Origin of the sequence: Algoriphagus sp. (genome assembly GCF_029254265.1) — a bacterium.
Lineage (GTDB): Bacteria > Bacteroidota > Bacteroidia > Cytophagales > Cyclobacteriaceae > Algoriphagus.
The window spans coordinates 1-22,394 of sequence record NZ_JAQWXX010000027.1 but is presented as its reverse complement, the minus strand read 5'-3'; the positions used below and the strand labels follow the sequence as shown (position 1 = coordinate 22,394).

Here is a 22,394-nt window from a genome sequence, read left to right as displayed (position 1 = left end):
TAGTGAATAAAAATAGCCAATGGATATCAAAGCAAACCTTCTAGCAGTAAAAAAATCTTTTCAAAATCCGGAATGCAAACTCATCGCGGTTAGTAAAACTAAACCCATCGAGGCCTTGAAAGAAGCTTATGAAGCTGGAATCAGAGACTTTGGAGAAAATAAAGTTCAGGAAATACAATGGAAACAGCCTGAAATGCCAGCTGATACCAGATGGCATATGATTGGGCATCTACAAAGCAACAAAGTCAAATACATCGCTCCCTTTGTCCATCTGATCCATGGAGTGGATTCTTTCAAACTTCTGAAAGAAATCAATAAGCAAGGGAAAAAAATCGATCGGGCAATTCCTGTTTTACTCCAGATTCATATTGCAGAGGAAGAAAGTAAATTTGGTTTTGACAGAGCAGAACTAACCGAAATGTTTGCAGATTCTGAATTTTTGACTTTAAGTCATGTGCAAATCAAGGGACTGATGGGGATGGCGACTTTCACGGAAAATCAGGGTCAAGTCCGAAAAGAATTTCGAGGGCTCAAGCAATTATTCGATGATTTGAAATCACAATCACTTCCACCTTTTGTACAATTGGAGGAAATTTCAATGGGAATGAGCGGCGATTATCTGATTGCTCAGGAAGAAGGTAGTACAATGGTTAGAATCGGTTCGGCAATTTTCGGAGCTCGGTAGTTCATTTTAAAATCAAGAGTTTGAGATCATGAATGGAAAAAAACTAATTCAAATGGCATCCATATTTGGAGCAATTGCTGTTGGAATCGGAGCATTTGGAGCGCATGGATTGAAAGACATTTTAGCAGAAACTGGTAGATTAGAAACCTTTGAAACTGCCGTCAAGTATCATTTCTATCATTCTTTGGCACTTTTAATAATCGGGATTTTATTCCTTTTTAAGCCTGATTGGAAACAATTAAAACTTGCTGGAATCTTGATGATGATAGGAATTCTGATTTTCTCAGGTTCGCTATATATCCTTTCCCTCACAGGAATTACTTGGCTGGGAGTAATCACTCCGCTGGGTGGAGTAGCCTTTATTCTAGGCTGGGCATTTCTATTTTTAGCAGCTACAAAAAATTCATAAATCCATTTTCATGCAGAAATCACTGCTTTTTGCTTTTCTATTTTTTATCTCCCTTGCTGCAAAAGGGCAGTTGACTCCTGAGCAATTTCTAAGAATGGAAAAGGCACTAGGTCCGGGAAGTTTTTTTTATAACCATCTTTCCGGGTTCATTTTAGAAGATATGGATGCAAAAACCGTCCTCTATGAAAAGAATTCACATTTAAATTTTATTCCGGCTTCTACTACCAAACTTTTCACGCTTTTTTCAGCGATCACTATCTTAAATGACAGTACGCAAACACTCCGATATGTAACCTCTGGGGATACGATTCACATTTGGGGAAGCGGAGATCCTAGTTGGAAGTATAAAAAATTTCAGGATCCCGGTATCCAAAAACTCATTCAACCTTTTACCCATGTGGTTTATTCAGATGCTAACATGGACTCCCCGGCTTTTGGCTATGGCTGGCAATGGGACGATTACTATTACGATTATTCCGCCGAGCTGACTTCCCTGCCGATTTTTGGCAATCTACTTGAAGTTCGAAAAGAAGGAACAAGACCTGTTGTGTTTCCAAAGCGATTTCAAGATTCCGTTTTCCAAACCAGCCGAACCATACGCGAATTAGAACGCGACTTTCATCAAAATAAATTCTATTACAATCCATCAAATTTTCGAGGATCGGAGCGATATATTCCACTTTTGACTTCTCCTGAGCTTTTTGTCAAACTCGCATCTGAAGCAACAGGAAAAACATGGCATTATCGAAGTGATGTATTGCCTGAAAATCACCTTGCTTATCGAGGAAGTCCAATCTTTCCCATTCTAAAAGAAATGATGCTTGAAAGTGATAATTTCCTAGCCGAACAATTGATGCTAATGGTTTCTGACCGCCTTTTTCAGCGATTGGATACCGAGCGGGCAATTGAATTTATACTTAAGACTTACCTCTTCGATCTCCCTGATCAACCTAAATGGGTGGACGGTAGTGTGGCCTTAGTCGGCATAATCTATTCACTCCTAGAACTATGGTTACGCTTTTTGAGAAATTATATCGAATGATACCTGATCAGGAGCTTTTTGAGCTAATACCGACCGGAGGAGTGTCCGGATCCCTCAAAAATAATTATCAGGCAGCTCAGCCTTACATTTTTGCCAAAACAGGTACAATGAGTAATAACCATAGTCTTGTTGGTCTTATCAAAACGAAAAGTGGGAAGACCTACAGTTTTGCTTTTATGAATTCAAACTACCTTAACAAAGCATCTGAAGTAAGAAGTGAAATGGAAAAAGTGCTTTTGATGGTGAGGGATATGCTTTGATTCAAATTATTCATTTGAAATTCTATTATTTTTTTCTCTCCCAATTTCTCCCTTTAAAGTCGATTCTTTTTATCTCTTTTCAAACCTTCGTTACGAATTCTAAGTCATTAACTGGGTGAAATTATAAGCAAGTCGAAATCCATTTAGGATTCGTATACCCTTAGTCAAATTTGGGTTTCTCTCTAGAGAGAAAAAGCTTAATTTCACATTCTGTAAAAAACCTTTACGAATGCAAAAACGCGCTTTTCTTAAATCTCTGGGGCTTATGGCTGGAGTAGCTCCCCTACTTTCTTGGAGTACTTCTCAAGCTAATTTTGATCCAAAAACCCTTTTGCCAAAGTCTTTAAAAAAAGGAGATCTAGTCGGTTTAATCAGTCCATCGGCAGCCACTTCAGATCGAATGCAATTCACTTTCGCAAAGGAGGCTCTGGAAGCGCTGGGTTTTCAGGTGAAGTTGGGGGAAAATCTCCAAAACCGTCGTGGGCATTTGGCAGGAACGGATGAGGAACGAGCGCAGGATCTCAACAGCATGTTCGCAGATCAAGAAGTAAAAGCAGTAATCTGCATCCGTGGAGGTTCGGGAGCAGCTCGAATCCTCCCGATGATTGATTATGAATTGATCAAGAAGAACCCAAAACCGCTGATGGGCTATTCTGACATCACGGCTTTGCATTGCGCAATTCATTCTCAAACCGGCTTAGTTACTTTTCACGGACCAAATGGGACCGGGAGCTGGAATAGTTTCAATGTAAATCAGTTTGAGCAAATCTTCTTTGAAAAAGCTTTGGTCAACTACCAAAATGAGCAACCAAAGGGAGATGATTTGGTAATAAAAGCAAATCGAATTCAAACACTAAAAGACGGCGTGGCAGAAGGAAAAATTCTAGGTGGGAATTTGACGGTTTTAACTTCTTTGTCAGGCACTCCTTACTATCCGGATTTTAAAGATTCGATCTTATTTATCGAGGATATTGGCGAGGATCCTTATAAAGTCGATCGAATGATGAGTACCCTCAAGCTAAACGGAACCTTAGCTCAGATCAAAGGGTTTATTTTTGGTCAGTGCTCCGATTGCGAGCCTGGAGGTGGCTATGGTTCGCTAAGTGTAGATCAGGTAATGGATGATTATGTTTTACCTTTGAATATTCCAGCTTATACGGGAGCGATGATTGGTCATATCTCGAAGCAATTTATTATTCCGGTTGGGGCAAGGGTCAAAATGGACGCTTCCACTGGCACATTTCAATTAATAGAATCAGTTTTTCAATCTTAAATTATAAATGAAAAGTTTATTAGCACTACTAGTAATGATGAGCTTTTTAGCCTGCTCAGATTCAAATACGCAAATGGGAGACGCAAAAAGACCTTTGAAATATTTAGCGCTGGGAGACAGCTATACCATCGGAGAAGGAGTTCCGGAAGAAGATCGCTACCCAAACCAATTGGTTAAGCGATTAAATGAGGAATTGAATATCGGCATGAGTGACCCAGTTATTATTGCCAAAACAGGCTGGACTGTAGACGAATTGGAAGAAGGAATCAATAAATCCAAGAACATTGCTCCGCCTTATGACTTGGTGACGCTTCTCATTGGAGTTAACAATCAATATCGAGGAAGATCAGTAGAAGAATTCAAAATTGAGTTTAAGCAAGTCCTTCTTCGAGCAATTGGCTTTGCTGGAAATCTTCCAGACCATGTTGTAGTTCTATCCATTCCAGATTGGGGAGTAACTCCTTTCGCAACAGAAAAAGGATCGGATAAATTAAAAGTGGCTTCAGAAATCGATGAATATAACGCAGCTAAAAAAGAAATTTGTAAGCAATTCGGTGTTTTCTTTATCGATATCACTGAACATTACAGAGCTGTTGGCGCGCAAACCGAGATGGTTGTTGCCGATAAACTTCATCCAAGTGGATTAGTCTATTCGTTTTGGGCAGATAAATTGTTTGAGCAAGTGAAATCTTTAAATTTAAAAGATTGAAACTAACCCTAATCTTCACATTGCTAAGTTTACTAGGATTAGTTAATTGTACTGATTCAAAAGAAAATGCTATTGTCGAGACTTGGTGGATCAATAGCGCAAAATTTGACTGCACTGGAGTTGCTCCAATGTCTTGTTTGCAAATCCAAAAAGGGGAAATCATTGATTCTGAAAAGTGGGAATTTTTCTATTCTACCATTGAAGGCTTTGAATACCAACCTGGTCACATTTACCAAATAAAACTTAGTATAGAAGATCGGCCAGCTCCGGTCCCAGCTGATGCATCTTCAAAGACTTTTAAATTAATAGAGGTAATAAGTAAGGAAGTTGATAAAAGCTTACGAATTACCAATATCTGGAAAGTGGTAGAAGTCGGTGAAATCAAAAATCCTGTCAATTTCAAATCAAAGGAAGCATTGATATTCGAATTCAATGCATCTGCCAAAACTTATTTTGGAGATACAGGATGTAATTCGATTCGTGGCTCAATCAAAGAAAATGATGGGGAAAAATTACTCTTAGGCCCTGGAGCTTCCACTATGATGGCCTGTCCGGACATGTCAGTGGAGCAAGCAATAGGTAAGGCTTTAATAGATTGTCGCAAATACATGATCGAAGATAATCATCTCCTACTTTTTAATGAAGAGGGTAAATTATTAATTAAGTTTATGGCCGTTGATTAAATCCAAAAAGTCAAAGTTTCTTACTATCAACTTATTTCTAAGAACAAATCCCTTTTTTGAGATCTTTTCAAAATAGTATTAACTTGGTAATGAATTTATAACTATTTGATTATGAAAGCATATCACTATTTTTTGATTTATGGACTTCTTATTTTTACAAGTTGTAAAGAACAAGATTCACCAAAAATAATAGAGGAAACTTTTTGGGTTTGGACATCTAGAATTCCTTGTGATTTCGATACCACGATTCGATGTCTTTTCGTTCTGAAAGAAAATACGCTAGACTATGACATCAATAATTGGATACGTTTAGATGAAAAATACATTCTTAGTGATTTTGACTATCAGTCAGGTCATTTTTATCAGCTAAAAGTAGAAATACCAGAAGCAAGCTCCACAAATCCTTTTGATTATAAGGTGATTGATGTAATTCAAAAAGTAAAAGACTTTAGTACGAATTTAAACGCTGGATGGGATATTTTACAAATTAATTCTTTTAAAGTGCCAGAGGAGAAATTTGCCTATTTTAAGATTAATTTTGAGGATTGGAGAAGAATAATTTCTGCAAATACCGAATGTAAATTCTATAGTGGGAACCTTGGAAAGGTAGGAGAATCTGAATTTTCAGTCTTTTCCTTGTCAACTGATTACTTTACAGAAAATACAGAATGTGATGATTTCGGTTTGAAAGATGCTATTCTGACGAGTAAATCATATAATTTGATAAACTCTGATTCTTTGATTTTAAAAGACCAAAATCAAAAAATCACCCTAATTTTAAAAAGATTACCAGGCTATAATCCATACGGTCCAGGAAAAAAATGAAAATTATTTGCATTGGCCGAAACTATGCGGCACATATTGAGGAGTTAAAGAATGAAACTCCAGGGAATCCAGTAGTTTTTCTCAAGCCAGACACGGCTTTATTGAAAAATGGAAGTCCTTTTTATTACCCTGATTTCTCAAAAAATATTCATCATGAAGCCGAATTAGTTTTGAAAATTTGTAAGGAAGGCAAATACATTCAAAAGCAATTTGCGCATCGCTATTTCGAAGAGATCGGATTGGGGATAGACTTTACAGCGCGTGACTTACAAGACCAATGCAAAGCTAAGGGTCTTCCCTGGGAGATTGCAAAAGGATTCAACGGCGCTGCTCCGGTTGGTGATTTTGCTCCTGTGGCAGACTTTAGTGATTTGAAGAATATTGATTTCCATCTGACCATCAATGGTGAGCTTAAGCAAAAAGGAAATACGGCATTGATGCTATTTGATTTCGGAACGATCATCGAATATGTTTCCCAATTTTTCACTTTGAAAAAAGGTGATTTGATCTATACAGGAACCCCAGCCGGAGTTGGACCAGTTGCTGTTGGTGATCGATTGGAAGGATTTATTGGCTCTAAAAAAATGCTTGATTTTGAAGTTAAATAGATTCCTCAGCCAATTAATTCTGTTTATTTTTTTTGTTCCATTTATTGCTCTTTCTCAAGGAGTTGAAAAAGGCTATTTCAAGTCACCTGTAAAGCCAGGAGGACGCAATTACTTATCCGGAAATTTCTCTGAATTACGACCTAACCACTTTCATACCGGTTTAGATTTTAAGTTTGGTGGTCAAGAAGGCGAACCAATCTTTGCCGCCGCAGATGGATGGGTACATCGCATCAAGGTTTCCACTTTTGGGTATGGAAATGTTATTTATTTGAAGCACCCTTCAGGACATATCACGCTCTATGGACATTTGAGAAACTTCAATCCAAAGCTTGCTTCCTACATCCGAAAGAAAATGTATGAAGCAAAGGCAAACGATCTTGAAGTTTATCCAGAACCCGGAGAATTGTCGGTAAAAAAAGGAGAACAAATCGCTAATGGAGGAAATACAGGATCATCAGGAGGTCCTCATTTACACTTCGAAATAAGAGATAGTCTCGATCGCGCTATGGATCCTTTATTATTCGGATTTCCTGAGATTTTAGATAATACCCCTCCTACTCCACAAAAAATCGCTATCGTACCGCTAGATATAGATTCTCGTGTCAATGGCAAATTCCAGCGACTTGAAATCACCCCAGTCGCTGCCGGTTCATCTTACAGGCTCCCAGCTACAGTGCAAGTCACAGGAAAAGTTGGGATTGAGATTCAAAGCTTTGATCAATTGGATGGAGCCAGCAATCGAAACGGTTTTCCCACATTTATATTAAAGGAAAACGACAGTACAGTTTTTAAGCAAGTGGTAGATAAAGTAGATTTCAATTACAGCAGGCATTTTTTACTTTATACCCACCAGAACCGTTTCAGCAAATTGTACTTTCAGGAAAATCTGAAGTTTGATTTTATTGATCCAAAGCAACCCAATTCAGGACATCTAGAATTGGAGCCAAAAGAGAAAAAATCATATTCGCTTTCCCTGATTGATGCCTATGGAAATGAACGTAAAATCAGCTTCACCCTTCAGGGTCAAGACTTAGAGCACAATGTTAATGACGGAGGAGCGCCTGCAAGATCTACGGTTTACTATTTGGATGATATTTTAAAAATCAAAGCACCTATCTCACCGAATGGAGGTCTGGCAAAATTTTACGTAGGAGCAAACTCCTTTGAAATGTTGCCAGCATATCAAGATGCACAAAGCAGGACTTATCTCTGGGATATGAATTTTGGGATTCCTGAGGAAATAGATGTATGCTCAGAGGTAATTATTCTTCCAATAAAAGCCAAAATACCTTTTGGAAAAGAACATTCCTATGCAGATCCAAAGGTTCAGATCAGGTTTGATAAAGAGTCTGTTTTAGACGATTTATTTTTAAGAATCAAGCATGAGGATTCTCCTTCTAATCCTAAACTTGAAATAAACGATGCTTCGGATAACCTATGGAACTCTATAGAGGTAAATTGGGATCTTTCGGGTTTCTCAGGCAATAAAACTGCTTATCAAGTATACCAACAATCTTCAAATGGAAGGAAATCATTTGTAGGTGGAACTTGGGAAGGCAATTCCATCCGGTTCAAAACCAGAAATTTTGGTACTTTTGTTTTAGGCCAGGATTTGCAAAAACCAACTATCTCACCTGTGAGAGTCACTTCATCAGAGCTCAGGTTTATCATCAAGGATGATTTATCTGGAATCGAGAGCTTTGAGGCAATGGTTAATGGAAAATGGGTTTTGATGCGATACGAGCACAAACAGTCGGTCATATGGTCCGAAAAATTAGATGAACAACCGTTTAAAGGACCTGTTATTCTAAAAGTTACCGACCAAGCAGGAAATATTACTGAGTGGAAAGGAACACTATAATTTATTATTCAATTGAAAAATTAAATAAATATGTCGTTAGAAGTAGGCCAAAAGGCACCAGAATTCGAAGCAAAAATTGAAACAGGAGAAACTATCAAACTCTCAGACTACCTGGGCAAAAAGGTAGTACTTTACTTTTATCCTAAAGATGCTACTCCAGGATGTACAGCTCAAGCCTGTAATCTGAGAGATAATTACGAAGCCTTGCAAAAAGCAGGATACATTGTTTTGGGAATCAGCTCTGATGCTGAAAAATCCCATGTGAAATTCATTGAAAAGCAATCACTTCCTTTTTCATTGATCGCAGATACAGATTTGAAAGTCCATGAAGCTTATGGCACTTGGGTAGAGAAATCCATGTATGGCAGAAAATACATGGGCACAGCCCGAACGACTTTTATCATTGATGAAAAAGGTATGATCGCTGAGATCATAGAAAAAGTAAATACCAAAGATCACACAGCACAAATTTTAAAATAACCCAGCCCTAATGGAAAAACAATCAATCGAACAACTCCAGAAAATCGCTACTCAACTCAGAAGAGATGTGTTGAGAATGGTGCATGCAGTTCAATCTGGACATCCTGGTGCGCCACTTGGCTGTGCTGAATTCTTTGTAGCACTCTATTTTGACCAGTTGAGACACAATCCTGATTTCAAAATGGATGGAAAAGGTGAAGATCTTTTCTTTCTTTCAAACGGACACTTATCAGCAGGTTGGTATTCAGTTTTAGCGAGAAGTGGATATTTCCCAGTTGCCGAATTAAAAACCTTCAGAAAACTTAATTCAAGACTTCAGGGCCATCCAGCTACGGAAGAACATCTTCCAGGTGTACGTATCGCCTCAGGTTCATTAGGTCAGGGCCTTTCGGTGGCACTTGGTGCTGCGCAAGCAAAAAAAATCGACGGTGACGATAAACTAGTCTACGTCATGATGGGAGATGGAGAGCTTCAGGAAGGACAAGTATGGGAAGCTGCTATGTATGCGGCGCACTATGGAGTTGATAATTTGATTGCCACAGTGGATTTTAACGGTCAGCAGATCGATGGTCCCACTCGGGAAATCATGGGCTTGAGAAGCTTAAGAGATAAGTTTGAGGCTTTTGGATGGGAAGTGATGGAGACTCCAAATGGAAATGATATGGAGTCTGTATTGATCGGTCTGGAAAAGGCGAAAAACCTCACACGTGAAGGCAAGCCGGTAATGAATCTTTTGCATACCGAGATGGGCTATGGAGTAGATTTCATGGTTGGAACGCATAAGTGGCACGGTTCACCACCTAATGACGAGCAACTTGCCAAAGCTTTGGCACAGCTTGAGGAAACCCTTGGTGATTATTAATTCCATTTTTCAAATTGACAAAAGATGAGCTTAGACTTAAAATATACTTATACAGAAAAAAAAGATACTCGTTCCGGATTTGGTGATGGGTTTTTGGAAGCAGGAAGAAGAAATCCTAATGTAGTCGGACTTTGTGCCGATTTGATCGGATCATTGAAAATGGGAGATTTCCAAAAGGAATTTCCTGAACGTTTCTTCCAGACAGGCATCGCAGAGGCAAATATGATTGGACTTTCTGCTGGTTTAGCTTTAGGCGGCAAAATTCCATTTGCAGGCACTTTTGCGAACTTCGCTACTGGGAGAGTTTATGACCAAATCCGCCAATCCGTAGCTTACTCAGAAAAAAATGTCAAGATATGTGCTTCACATGCTGGTTTGACTTTAGGAGAAGATGGAGCCACACACCAGATTTTGGAAGATCTTGGAATGATGAAAATGCTTCCAAATATGACAGTCATCAATCCATGTGATTACAACCAAACAAAGGCGGCCACATTAGCTATTGCTGAACATGAGGGACCGGTTTATTTGAGATTCGGAAGACCAAGTTGGCCAATCTTCACTCCTGCTGATCAGAAGTTTGAAATTGGAAAGGCTTGGAAAATGATTGATGGTAAAGATGTTACCATTTTCGCGACTGGTCATCTGGTATGGGAAGCTGTAGTAGCTGAGGCGATGCTTCGTGAAGAAGGAATTTATGCCGAAGTAATCAATATTCACACCATTAAGCCTTTGGATGAAGAGGCTATTTTGGAGTCCGTGAAAAAAACCGGCTGTGCTGTTTCTGCCGAAGAGCATCAGATCAATGGAGGATTAGGCGACAGTATCGCCCAGACTCTGACTCGAAATCATCCTGCTCCGCTGGAATATGTTGGCGTAAATGACAGTTTCGGAGAATCAGGTACACCAGCCCAATTACTTGAGAAATATGGCTTGAATGCTGAGAATATCGTGAAAGCTGCTAAAAAGGCCTTGGCAAGAAAATAAATTGAAAGCTATTTTAGCCTTAAAACCACAGTCATTTGGCTGTGGTTTTTTATTGTTTTCTATTTTACACCTAGATTCAAATTCCAATGATTGCGATTAATTCTAAACTTTCGTTGTGCCCAATCAAACCTGAGGATCAACCCATCCTTTTTGCTTTAATGCAAGAGATTTATACATCTGCTTATCAGGACTTTTGGAAAAATGACTGTTCTTGGTACTTGGACCTTTGCTTTTCTACCAAAAACCTAAATAAAGAACTCAACAGGAATACTTCACATTATTTTTTCATCGAATACAACGGCATCAAAGCAGGAATTCTCAAATACGATTTCCCTTTTTCTCCAAAGCAAATCGAGATCCCAAATTCCATGAAACTTCATCGACTTTATTTACATGAAGATTTACATGGAACGGGAGTTGCGAAGGCGTTGATGGATTGGTTAGAAAAAATTGCAATGGAAGTCAAACTCGATTCAATCTGGCTTGAGGCGATGGAGCAAAAACCACAGGCTAGGCGTTTCTACGAGAAAATGGGTTTTGAATTAATTCATTCCTACCAATTGGATTTTGAACAACTAAAGCCTGATTATAGAGGAATTCAGACTTATCAAAAGAAAATTACTGGGTAAAACTTTAAATTAGAAGTATTCTTATTGACTAAATTCTAAGACTATGAAGACGAGATTTATTCTGTTTTTATTTTTTTCCGCATTAGCTATAGCAGGATGTAATTCCCACTCAAAACAATCCCCACCTTCTGATTTCATAAAACTCAATGCGGGTTTATTGAGTGAGTCAAATCTGATTTCAAATACTACAGATACAGAAGCAGATGAACTCGTTGGAGTTTATTTTATGCCTTCTTGGAATACCTCTCCCGACCCAGCTACTGATCGTGATAGTTTCTGGTCTTGCCTTCAAGATCCTGCCAATTGCTCAAGCCTACAAAATCCAGGAATTTGGGGACCAAAAGGTAGAATTTACAATGCTAAGTATCCTTATGAAGGCCCTTACCTCGACCGAAAGCCAATTTCCGAATTGAAAGGCTTCTATAAAAGAGATGACCCAGAAGTAATTCGCAAGCAACTTCAAATGATGAAAAGCTATGGCATTGACTTTTTTGCCTATAACTGGTTTTATGGCAGAAATTATTATTACCATTTATATTTTGGCCCTCAATCAAAAATATTCTATCCAGAAGGATGGAAAATAGATCCAAATCGCGATGGACGTGTAGCTGTTCCCGGGCTGGAAGAATGGAATGACCAGCTGAAAGTAATGCTGGAAGTGAATTCCAGCTTACCCGAAAAAGATCAAATGAAATGGGCGATCAACTGGTGTGATGATAGTCATGAGCGCTGGATGGCTTGGCTCAAAATTGGTTCTCCGAATGAAATGGCAAGAAAAGCGAACTATGATGGAGAAAAACCTGATCGTGAACTTTACCTGAAAGTTCATGAGAAAATCACACGACAATGGACTGATAATTATTTCAAGAGAAAGGACTATTTAAAAGCCCCTGATGGGCGGCCAATTATCTATTTCTATTTTCCACAGGATGCAGAATCTAGAGCTGCTTATTATGGTTTAACCTTGAAGAACCTCTTAGACCTTTCACAGGAAGTCGCCAAAAAGCAAGGTTTTCCTGGAATAAAATTCATAGCTATCACAGCAGGTCCAATGATGCCTAACGAAAAAGCTTATGGTCTTCCCACCAAATGGGTTCCCAAAAACCCACAAAGACCCTGGGAAGGTGGAGAATACCGAAATAAGCAATTGTTACAAGAATATGTGCCAAGACTGAAAGGAATGGGCTTTGAGGGAATGACAGGTTATGTTTACCATAACTTCATGGAAAAGTCAAATAAATCCTATGCTGATATGCGTGAGACCTACAAAGGGCATTGGAATATGTGGTCTGAGAAGTTCAAAGATGATCCCAACTTCGAATACCAGGTCCCTGTAGCCATGGGCTGGGATATGAGACCTGCTGGTGGCACATGGCCACAGCAAAGCGGATTCCCAAGCGAACCTCAAAAGGATCGAGTTCACTCAGATAAAGCTTCTTTCTCCGCAAAACTTCGAGATGCACAGGCTGTATCCAGAAAATACAGAAACTCCAATGGCAATACCGTAATGATTTGCTGCTGGAATGAATACCTGGAAGGTAATTACATCGAGCCGACAGAAGGTCACGGGTTTGATTATTTGGAAGCTATCAGAGATACCTTCAAAAAATAAGAAATGGTCCTGAGTATTATTCAGGACCATTATAGTTTACATATTCTCTGAAAGCTCTTGCCTGATTTCTAATAATTTTTCTTTTAGTCCTTTTTCTGTTTTCTGATCACCAAGAGTGTGTAGCAAACAGTCAAAATGCTCTAATTCAGCCTGTTTTTGGCCAAGAGTTCCCGCCTTTTTCCAAAGAAATTCATATGCTTCGGAAACTCTTTTATGGGCTGTTTCGGTTCCTTCTATCAACATTTGTGTGAGCAGAATATTTGCTTTTCCTGCTATATCCCAATAGGAGCTTTTTGGGCTATAGCTATTCTCGAGCTTATCAAGTAATTCTGCCATCGCATTTCGTGCTTTTATCGGAGTAAACTTCAAACCTTTTTTAGCTTCTAATTCATTTCGTACCTGAAGAAACTGAAGCCAGTTAGTCAGGGGATAGATTTCTTCTAAATTTGAAAGTTCAGAAGCCCTTTCATATGCATTAATAACAGCAGAAAGCATTTCCTGAATTTTACCAGAATCGTTCAACTGAATTAATCTTTTGTAAGCACTACCGATCAGACTCCAACGCTCAGAAGTCTCCCCAAAACGATTTAAGCTTTCAAGATCTTTCACCACCTCAGAGATTTCTTGAATGGCCTCTTTTTTAGAAGTGGTTTTTGATTTGTATCGAAGAAGGCACTCCTTCACACGGACATTGCAATATTTCTCTAATGATTGAACTGAAAATTCATTTTTCTTAGATTTCATCATCACCGCGTAGATTCGAATAGCGTCTTTGTAGAGATTCAAACTACCATAGAGCTTGGCCAGATACTCCAAAATTGTATCATTTCGCTCCGAACCCTTGAAGATCATTTGATCAATTTCCTTTACTCGATTTATAACTTTATCTACATCATAATTAGAGGTCTCAAGTTTATGAATCAAATTCAACAATTCTATTTCAATTTCTTCCTGAAGTAAAGGACTGTTATTTTCTGATTTTGACTGCTTCTTATCAGTCAAAGTATAGAATGGATCACCGTAGCACTGGAATGCTCCCCAAGTATTAGTTCTATTTCCATAATCCTCATAGATTTTCTTTCGAGCTCTTTTGACAGATTCTCCAAATCCCAATCCGGCAAACATAAACTGGTAGAATAGCTTTGCGAAATCATAGGCTGCTGCATCATCCACTGCCCAACCAGCTACAATCACCGCACGCACACCATTATCTATCAACTGCGTACCAATATTTGCAGCAAAACGATTTCGATTCTGACTTCCCTTCTCTTCCACAGAGTCCATCTGTCCGAGGTAGCAACAATTGACAAAAACCAATTCAGGCACATCAGACATTCCTGCCAATTGTCCTGGCAGTAAAAAGGTATTATTCCCAATGACCATTCCGGTATTTTTGTCTTCTCCATAATTGAAGAGACCATGTCCGGCAAGGTGAATAATTTTGTGCTTTTTGGTCAGAAGCTTTAGAAGAATACTTGAAGCATTGCTGAAAATCAAGCTTTCTGTTTCAAATTTCTCCTGCCGAAGGAGTTCTGTAACGAGCTCTCCCTCTCGTTTTGCTCCCGGTAATTGCCCCATAAAACCCTCCAGATTTGGATCTCCAATGACCAAGGCACTTTTGGTGGAGACTCTGGAAATCGCTCCCCTAGAATTCTCAGTGGCCAATTGACGCACCATTCCAGAATTGATGCAAAGAGGAACAGAATTTATATCCTCTTGCATCATTTCCCAAGGAAATTCTGCTGTATCCAAGTCCAAGACCCAAGAAATATTATTCTGACGCTTGAGCTCCTCTTTAAATTTCAATGGAATCAACAACTCATACATGGTCTTCGCAATCTCCGGAGAATACATGTTTTTGTGTGTCATTTGATTCAACAGTATTTCCAGCACTTTGGTATTGGAAGGCATGTATTCCACACGCTCACTTGCCCCTGTAGTCGCAAGAGCCATTTTTATTTTCTTACCACCTGGGGATTCTCCACGTACTTCAAAACCACTTTCTTCACAGACTGTAATTCTGGTCCACCAATCCGTAGAGTTTTCCTGAGGAATTCGCCACTGTCTACCAATTTTGGTTTCCATTCCTGTACCTCGGAATACAATATTGAATTCACGACTTTGATTTGCTTCAATATTTTTCATGGATTTCAAGATCGCCAAGGCCTTATCATGATAAAGTTCGATGATTTCTACTTCCTCTATTCCCTTTTTCAGCCCTTTGTAAGTCGCTGTGATATTTTTATTTGCCTTTTGAATTCCCAGGATAATCGCTCTGATCGAACTTTCGGTGGATAATCCCCCAAATGAATTTCCTATAGCGATCACTGAAATCCCCAAAGGTTCATCGTTTGAATAATTATCAGTTGGGTTGCAAATTGTCAAATACCTTGAAATCCCTTTTTCAACAGTATTCATCAATTGAAAGCCAGTCAATTCTCCGGTTTTTCCTAAGCCAACTATTACTCCACCTTGAAAATCACCCTTGCTACAACCCCGGTTCAAAACAATCTGATGGGTACCAATCGGCCCCGGATAAAGTCCTAAAGAATGCAATCGACTAAGTTCATTATTCAGTTTTTTATCGATTGCACTTTCACTATACAAAATAGCATCTCCTTCAAAGTGTCCAGCCATAACTGGATATCTAGCGTAAACAAGATTTCCATGGGTCACTGTCACCTGAATTGGAAGATCATTCATCCAGCGCTCACCGGTTTGTCCCAAACCAAGCAATGTATTCTCGACATTTTCCTCGCTAAGATCGAACACTTGATTTGGCTCTGCGACAAAGTCCTTTTCTACTCCTCTCACTTGGGGAAGGCTATTTTGCAACTTGCTGGTCTTACCATAAATCAGGATCTCATCGATTGCAGCAAAAAGTTTGCTTTCTGTAGAAAGTGCTCCATGTGTTGCATTCGCGTAGAAATAATTTTTGGTTCGCAAGATTTCCTTCGGAATACCCGATTCCCAAGTCACGCTTTCGTCTCCAGCATTTGTAGCCTTGAAAACCAATTCCCCGTCTTCAATTTCAAGATCAGAGATCGTAAATTTATCTTTTCGGCTTTGACCTGCGATATAGCTCACGTTGGAATAATCCAATCGATCTGCTTCTGCCAGGATTTTCTCCTGATACTTACCAAATTCATCCAAGAACTTCTGATCCGGTATAGGCCATGATTGATCACCAAATGCTGTCCGTAGTTTTTTCCAGAATTCCCGATCCGAAAAATCATGCTTTCCTAATCGATTAATTGGGAGCAGATTTAGAATTCCAGGGAAATTCGTGAAATAATTCAAAAGCCCTTTAGTGGAATTTCTAATGTCAATTTTTCCGAGCAATTGGATAATATCATCCTTGCCAAAAAGTACATATGGAATTCGATACGATCCACCCAAAGGAGATCCTAAAAATAAGGTTCGGAAACCGGGAGTTTCATTCAATTGCTTCCAAGTATCAGGGAAATAAATCGCAAAATCCCTTACAAGAACTCCCCCCATACTGTGACCAACTATCTTTATTGGTTGGTTGAAAGCTAATAGTTCTTTAACCTTTTGATTCAGTCTCTTGGCTGTTTCCGGAAGCGGTGAGCGCCAATCAAACTCAAAGGTCACCACATCGTAGGTTCGTTCAAGATTCTTACCAAGTCCTTTATAGGATGTACCTATTAAAGAATCTGCTTCGACTTTCTCTGGATTATTCACATAATCCAAACGGGTAAGTTCTCCCTTTAGAAATCGTATGTAATTGATCCAAATTTGATTGGAACCTACCTGAAGATTGGAACCCATAATACCCGGAAGCAAGATCGCAATTGGTCGCTTTCCTTTTGCCTGATCTCGTTTGTATTCCCCTCCTTCAATTCCAAATACACCACGGTCCTTTTGTCCTATAGTCGACTTGGAGACTAGCTCAAATTTGCGAGGAATGGTAGATCCATCTGATTCCAGTCCAAAGCGAATGGCTTCGCGAGTACTTTCCGTAATGAAGTATTTCATGTGATCAATCTGACCACTGGCCTCGATAAATGCCGCAACTTTGCCTTCTTCACGAGCGCCACCCCAATACATACTTTCGGTATCGACGACAAGGTCATTTTTTCCCAGAAAGAAAAACTTACCAATTAAAACAACTATGCTTTTCCATTGCATGCTCAGTTCGCTGCTTCCACCGACAACATATAGTGGTGCCTGAATTTTGATTTCAGTACCCTGAAAATTAAGTACTTCTACAAAAGGAGACTTGGGATTCATCGATTCCAGACCAGGAAGCACCGAAGTGTTGTCTTTTGACTCCACTGCCGCCATAATGAGCTCTTTGAACGAAATGAAAATCGGGTTGCCCACTTGCCCAGTAGCCAAGCCAAGGATGTTGAAAAAGACATTGAGGTAGAGATTCAATTGAGACGATGCCAAGGTGGTCCCGTTGGCAGGACAAGCTACCCGGATCATTTTTCGGATCTGGATGTTTTTGGATTTGACTTCTTTTTCAATTTCGGCAATAAGCTCTAAGTCTCTACTTCGCTCTTTTTCCAGCAAAACCGATCGCTCATAAGCGTCAAATCCTTTAGATTCGGTATCAGGCACACAGAATCTAGCCAAGGTATCCGCCACCAAGCCTCCTCGGGAATGACTGACCAAATCCAGTTGAATTCCTTTTGGAAGGGACTTGACGAGATCCAATACATTCTCTAGCGGACTGCACGTAAGCGTACGATGCTGAAAAGCCAAAATCGAATCTTTGGGATAAAGTAGTACAATCTGTTTCCAATCTTCCGAATCCTTAAAGTCCAGAAATGAACCCAAGGTCGACGAGGCAGTACCGTGAAGGAATAACAAATGAGGTTTGGAGGCATCGATAGCTTCGGCTCTTTTGAGTCCAAAAGTCGAAGAGCAAGAAAGCAAAACTCCTGCACCCACATGCTGGAAATCTACCCCATCTATGGAAAGTTGCTTGTTCTCCAGATTCTTAGCCAGATTTTTGACGAGGGGAAAAGCGACTTCTTTTTTGGAGAAAATCTTTAAAATCTTAATCCCAATTTTGCTGACTACTCCCCTGTTTTGCGCGTCGACTTCGATTTCATCCGGAAGAAACAGCTCATCACCTTCTCCAGACCTTTTGAATTGAGATGGAAAAAGCTCTCGAAGGGTATCATTATCCCCCAACCAGACTGTGTCATCTGATAGATTGAGTTCGATAAGTTGATCATCTCTGATCTCAAAAGATTGCTCAGGAACGTCTCCACGAGTTGGGCTGAGAACAGAAAAGGCTTTATTCAGTTGGTAAAATTCAAAACCCTGATCCTCTCCTGTAACAAATGCTGCCTGATCTTGACCCTTTAATTTAATTTTTAGATTGGCCATTTTTTAAAAATTTAAAACGGTTGATGGATAAATGATTTGGAACAAAGTTCCATACCCTATAAAAGCTGTTAAACTATCTGCCCACTTTTGAGAAAAATCTTTTAAACAGAGGCATTAAAATAAGTATTTATGGGTGGATTTTCAATTATTAAGAGGATTTAAACTATTGAGGAATGGAAAACCTCCACTACTATAATTCCCATTCATTTTTCCAACCGGAAAGTATAAAAATCAAAAAGTTAAAATGAGAAATCTGGAAGTCTTAAAAATCTGAAGTATTAGAAAATTAATTGTTGCCCACAAGGGCAAGAAGGATATTTCATGAATCACGTAGAATCGATATTCCGTCATCGGTCTTCAAGCCGCATTAACAAAGGAATAAGACTGCTACCATCCTTGTGGATAATCATAAAATATTTTACCATCGGTTGGTATAGCTTTTTGCATTGACCTATTTTTAACAAACACTTTTCTTATCATTTATGAAATCGAGCATGACACAGAACGTTACACTTTGGAATGATTATATTCTGCGAGATTCCATATGGCCATTAAAAAATCAAAAAATATAAGCATATGAAAAAACTCATAACCACCTCCCTCCTTCTTGGATTTGCCTTTTCGGCTTTTTCCCAAGGAACACAGCTTCTCCGACAACCCACGCTCAGCCAATCAGAGATTGTCTTTGTATATGCCAATGACCTATGGAAAGCTCCCCGAACAGGGGGAAATGCCATCCGAATGACGAGCAATGAAGGAGAAGAAAGTCTCCCGCATTTCTCTCCAGATGGAAATTGGATTGCATTTACCGGGGAATACGATGGCAATACCGATGTCTATTTGATCCCTTCTGTAGGAGGTGAACCAAAGCGATTAACTTGGCATCCCGGTGCAGATATGGTGACCGGCTGGAGTCCTGATGGATCTAAAGTGATTTTTTCCTCAGGAAGAGAAGGTCATGCGACCCAAGAGTCCAAGTTTTTTGAAGTGAGTGTGAATGGCGGCATGCCAAGTCCAATGATCGTTCCGCGAGCAGTTAACGGAGAGATTTCTTCAGACGGAAAGCACATGGCATATCAGCAAATTTCTTTTTGGGATCCAGAATGGCGAAATCACCGCGGTGGACAAGCGAAACCCATTTGGATTCTTGACCTTAAAGATTACTCACTTCAGATGACTCCTCAGACTGACAATGAACGTCATACTGATCCAGTTTGGTTTGGTAATAAAGTCTTTTACATCTCTGAGCGCGATAATCTTGCAAATCTTTGGTCTTATGATCCTAGCACAAAGCAAGAAAAGCAAGAGACCTTTTTGAAAGATTTCGATATCAAAAGCATCGATGCCGGCCCTGAAGCGATCATTCTTGAACAAGGAGGCTATCTCCAACTTTATAATCCAAGCAATGGAAATTTAACTCAAGTCAACATTACAGTAAATGGAGATTTTCACTGGGCTCGTGAGCGTTGGACGAGTGTCTCTGCAAATGGGCTTCAGAACCCACAGCTTTCACCGACAGGCCAGAGAGCAATCTTTGAATATAGAGGAGAGATCCTGACTTTCCCCAAAGAAAATGGCGCCGGAAGAAATCTAACTAACACATCCAGATCTGCCGAGCGTTCTCCTGTTTGGTCCCCAGATGGGAAAAACGTCGCGTATTTCTCTGATGCTTCAGGGGAATATCAATTGATCATTGCGGATCAAGCAGGCATTGTTTCGAAGACAATCGCTATTCCTGATCCAAGCTTTTTCTTTAAGCCCGAGTGGTCTAGTGATAATATTCACATCGCCTATACGGATACCGATTACAATATTTGGGTGACCAATGTGACTTCGGGAACAAGCAAAATCGCAGATACTGATCGGTTTGCTCATCCTAATCGAAGCATGAATCCAGTTTGGTCTCCTGATGGAAAATGGATTGCCTATTCCCGATTGATGGATAATCAGTTGAAATCAATTTTTGTCTACGAAGTCGCTTCAGGAAAGAAAATCCAAGTAACTGATACCATGGCTGATGCCATTTCACCAGTATGGGATGCTTCTGGCAAATACCTCTATTTCTTGGCAAGCACTGATTTCGGATTAAATACAGGCTGGCTGGATATGAGTAGCTACGATCATCCTGTGACTCGGGCATTATATTTCACGGTATTAAATGCTACTGATTCTTCCCCGCTCCTTCCTCAAAGTGATGAGGAAAAAGAAAAGACAGAAGAAAAAAAGAAAGATGAAAAAGAAGCTGTGACTGTGACAATCTCGGAGGCAGGTATTCAGCAGCGAATTGTGGCAATTGATATCCCAACCCGAAACTATTCCGCACTAGCTCCTGCTCCAGAGAATCAGATCTTTTACATGGAAGTCATTCCAAATGAAGGAACTGCAATGAAAAAGTATGATTTGATCAAGCGGAAGTCTGAAGATTTTCTTCCGAAAGTGAATCAAGTAGTAGTTTCCAATGATCGTAAATCTTTGCTTTACCAGTCTGGAAATACCTGGGGAATCATAGAAACTTCTGGAGCCGGTAAAAAAGTAGGGGACGGCGCTTTGAAGAGTATCGCTTCCATGAAAGTTAAGGTTGATCCGATGGCAGAATGGCAGCAGATCTATCGAGAAGGCTGGCGCTATCAGCGAGACTTCTTGTATGTAGAGAATGTACACGGCGCTCCTTGGAATGAAATCTTCGAATGGTACAAGCCTTGGGTAGCCTCAGTTCGTCACCGTACGGATATGAATTACATCATTGATATCATTGGTGGTGAGGTAGCAGTAGGCCATAGCTACACCAGAGGTGGTGACTTTCCTGACATTGACAGAGTTCCTATTGGTTTGTTAGGAGCAGATTTTGAAATGGATAATGGAAATTTCAAAATCAAAAAAATCTATAATGGCGAGGATTGGAATCCTGGATTGGATGCGCCTTTAGCACAGGTGGGAGCCCAGGCGAAAGTTGGGGAATACCTCGTTGGGGTGAATGGAAAAGCAATCGAAAAAGGAATTAATCTCTACACCTATTTTGAAGGATCCGCCAATGTTCCAACCAAAATTCATCTGAATTCAAAACCGGGATTGGAAGGTTCACGAAGTATATTGGTAGTTCCTGTAAGTAATGAAAATCAATTGCGAAACATCGCTTGGATCGAAGGAAACCGTAGAAAAGTTGATGAACTTTCCGACGGAAAGCTAGCCTATGTTTACCTTCCAAATACCGGTCAGCCAGGATACACTTCTTTTAATCGGTACTATTTTGCGCAGCAGGATAAGAAAGGTGCAGTGATCGACGAGCGAAATAACGGTGGTGGATCAGCTGCGGACTATATGGTAGATATTATGAATCGGAAATTGACCGGCTATTTCAACTCGCGGGCCAATGATCACAAACCTTTTACCCAACCGATGTCTGGAATCTGGGGACCAAAAGTCATGCTGATCAATGAGCGTGCGGGCTCAGGTGGAGACCTTCTACCCTACCTATTCAACAAAATGGAAATCGGTCCATTGATTGGCACCAAAACTTGGGGCGGACTAGTTGGGACTTGGGATACGCCACTATTTGTAGATGGAGGCCGAATGGTAGCTCCTAGAGGTGGATTCTATGATACAGATGGAGAATGGGCTGTAGAGGGTGTCGGTATTTCGCCTGATATCGCAGTAGAACAATTGCCAAAAGATGTAATCGCAGGCAAAGATCCTCAACTGGAGCGAGCAGTACAAGTAGCTTTGGAATTGCTGAAGACCGAAGGAATCGAATTGAAACCTGAGCCAAAAGCTCCGATTCGATATTTCAGACCGAAGGGAAATTGATTAAAATGTCGGGTAACCGATTTTGAATATCCACAAATTGGTTCAAGTCTTCGGACTTGAACCTTTTTTATGACCACTCCCGATAGATGGACATGGAGGCCTCAAAAGGATCACTGATAAATGGTAGACCTATTCAGTGTAGTCAAATAATCGTTTAAAGGGGAGTAATCAGTACATTATTGGAGGGATAGTTCATTAAACTGTGTCTAGGTTTAAATTTATGTTTCAAAGGACTGGCAGAGGAGGCCGTAGGCCGACGAAGCCAGTCCTTTGAAAACTAGTTTTTCAGAGGTATTCTTTC

The 22,394-nt window shown here is 39.9% G+C and carries 17 protein-coding genes; 16 read left to right on the top strand and 1 reads right to left on the bottom strand.

Going from position 1 to position 22,394, the window contains the following annotated elements:
* Positions 1 to 19: 19 nt before the first annotated feature.
* The 15 genes from P8O16_RS03605 to P8O16_RS03535 all read left to right on the top strand — a co-directional run bounded on the left by P8O16_RS03605 (position 20) and on the right by P8O16_RS03535 (position 12,925).
* Positions 20 to 685 carry a YggS family pyridoxal phosphate-dependent enzyme gene (locus P8O16_RS03605; RefSeq protein ID WP_300310956.1) on the top strand — a complete coding sequence of 222 codons (666 nt, stop codon included), beginning with the start codon at positions 20 to 22 and terminating at the stop codon, positions 683 to 685.
* Between the two features lie 28 nt (positions 686 to 713).
* Positions 714 to 1,094 carry a DUF423 domain-containing protein gene (locus P8O16_RS03600; RefSeq protein ID WP_300310954.1) on the top strand — a complete coding sequence of 127 codons (381 nt, stop codon included), beginning with the start codon at positions 714 to 716 and terminating at the stop codon, positions 1,092 to 1,094.
* Positions 1,095 to 1,104: 10 nt separating this feature from the next.
* Positions 1,105 to 2,136, top strand: coding sequence for a D-alanyl-D-alanine carboxypeptidase (locus tag P8O16_RS03595; protein WP_300310952.1), 1,032 nt, complete (start codon positions 1,105 to 1,107; stop codon positions 2,134 to 2,136).
* Positions 2,103 to 2,396, top strand: a complete 294-nt coding sequence (locus P8O16_RS03590) for a D-alanyl-D-alanine carboxypeptidase (protein ID WP_300310950.1) — start codon at positions 2,103 to 2,105, stop codon at positions 2,394 to 2,396. Before P8O16_RS03595 ends, P8O16_RS03590 begins: the two co-directional genes overlap by 34 nt.
* Positions 2,397 to 2,625: 229 nt before the next feature.
* Positions 2,626 to 3,669 (top strand): LD-carboxypeptidase, encoded by a 1,044-nt coding sequence (locus tag P8O16_RS03585; protein WP_300310949.1) that lies wholly within the window; start codon positions 2,626 to 2,628, stop codon positions 3,667 to 3,669.
* Positions 3,670 to 3,676: 7 nt separating this feature from the next.
* The gene (locus tag P8O16_RS03580) at positions 3,677 to 4,378 is read left to right on the top strand and encodes an SGNH/GDSL hydrolase family protein (RefSeq protein WP_300310947.1); all 702 of its coding nucleotides are present in this window, start codon (positions 3,677 to 3,679) and stop codon (positions 4,376 to 4,378) included.
* On the top strand, positions 4,375 to 5,061 hold the full coding sequence (locus tag P8O16_RS03575) for a DUF4377 domain-containing protein (RefSeq protein WP_300310945.1): 687 nt from the start codon (positions 4,375 to 4,377) through the stop codon (positions 5,059 to 5,061). The genes P8O16_RS03580 and P8O16_RS03575 overlap by 4 nt, the downstream gene beginning before the upstream one ends.
* Before the next feature lie 111 nt (positions 5,062 to 5,172).
* Positions 5,173 to 5,886 carry a hypothetical protein gene (locus P8O16_RS03570; RefSeq protein WP_300310943.1) on the top strand — a complete coding sequence of 238 codons (714 nt, stop codon included), beginning with the start codon at positions 5,173 to 5,175 and terminating at the stop codon, positions 5,884 to 5,886.
* Positions 5,883 to 6,494 carry a fumarylacetoacetate hydrolase family protein gene (locus tag P8O16_RS03565; RefSeq protein ID WP_300310941.1) on the top strand — a complete coding sequence of 204 codons (612 nt, stop codon included), beginning with the start codon at positions 5,883 to 5,885 and terminating at the stop codon, positions 6,492 to 6,494. The genes P8O16_RS03570 and P8O16_RS03565 overlap by 4 nt, the downstream gene beginning before the upstream one ends.
* The gene (locus P8O16_RS03560) at positions 6,481 to 8,355 is read left to right on the top strand and encodes a M23 family metallopeptidase (RefSeq protein ID WP_300310939.1); all 1,875 of its coding nucleotides are present in this window, start codon (positions 6,481 to 6,483) and stop codon (positions 8,353 to 8,355) included. Before P8O16_RS03565 ends, P8O16_RS03560 begins: the two co-directional genes overlap by 14 nt.
* A gap of 30 nt (positions 8,356 to 8,385) precedes the next feature.
* Positions 8,386 to 8,835 (top strand): thioredoxin-dependent thiol peroxidase, encoded by a 450-nt coding sequence (gene bcp, locus P8O16_RS03555; protein WP_300310937.1) that lies wholly within the window; start codon positions 8,386 to 8,388, stop codon positions 8,833 to 8,835.
* A 10-nt stretch (positions 8,836 to 8,845) separates the two neighbouring features.
* Positions 8,846 to 9,697: a transketolase gene (locus P8O16_RS03550; RefSeq protein ID WP_300310935.1), complete on the top strand. Its 852-nt coding sequence runs from the start codon at positions 8,846 to 8,848 to the stop codon at positions 9,695 to 9,697.
* A gap of 24 nt (positions 9,698 to 9,721) precedes the next feature.
* Positions 9,722 to 10,684, top strand: coding sequence for a transketolase C-terminal domain-containing protein (locus P8O16_RS03545; protein WP_300310933.1), 963 nt, complete (start codon positions 9,722 to 9,724; stop codon positions 10,682 to 10,684).
* A gap of 86 nt (positions 10,685 to 10,770) precedes the next feature.
* Complete coding sequence (locus tag P8O16_RS03540) at positions 10,771 to 11,313, top strand: N-acetyltransferase (protein ID WP_300310931.1); 543 nt, start codon at positions 10,771 to 10,773, stop codon at positions 11,311 to 11,313.
* Positions 11,314 to 11,356: 43 nt separating this feature from the next.
* Entirely contained in the window at positions 11,357 to 12,925 is a 1,569-nt protein-coding gene (locus tag P8O16_RS03535) for a glycoside hydrolase family 99-like domain-containing protein (RefSeq protein ID WP_300310929.1), read from the top strand.
* 36 nt (positions 12,926 to 12,961) lie between these two features.
* Here the strand turns inward: P8O16_RS03535 and P8O16_RS03530 are convergent, their stop codons facing one another.
* The gene (locus tag P8O16_RS03530) at positions 12,962 to 18,289 is read right to left on the bottom strand and encodes a CHAT domain-containing protein (RefSeq protein WP_300310927.1); all 5,328 of its coding nucleotides are present in this window, start codon (positions 18,287 to 18,289) and stop codon (positions 12,962 to 12,964) included.
* A 576-nt stretch (positions 18,290 to 18,865) separates the two neighbouring features.
* Here P8O16_RS03530 and P8O16_RS03525 point away from each other — a divergent pair.
* Positions 18,866 to 22,093: a S41 family peptidase gene (locus tag P8O16_RS03525; RefSeq protein ID WP_300310925.1), complete on the top strand. Its 3,228-nt coding sequence runs from the start codon at positions 18,866 to 18,868 to the stop codon at positions 22,091 to 22,093.
* The last annotated feature ends 301 nt before the right edge of the window (positions 22,094 to 22,394 follow it).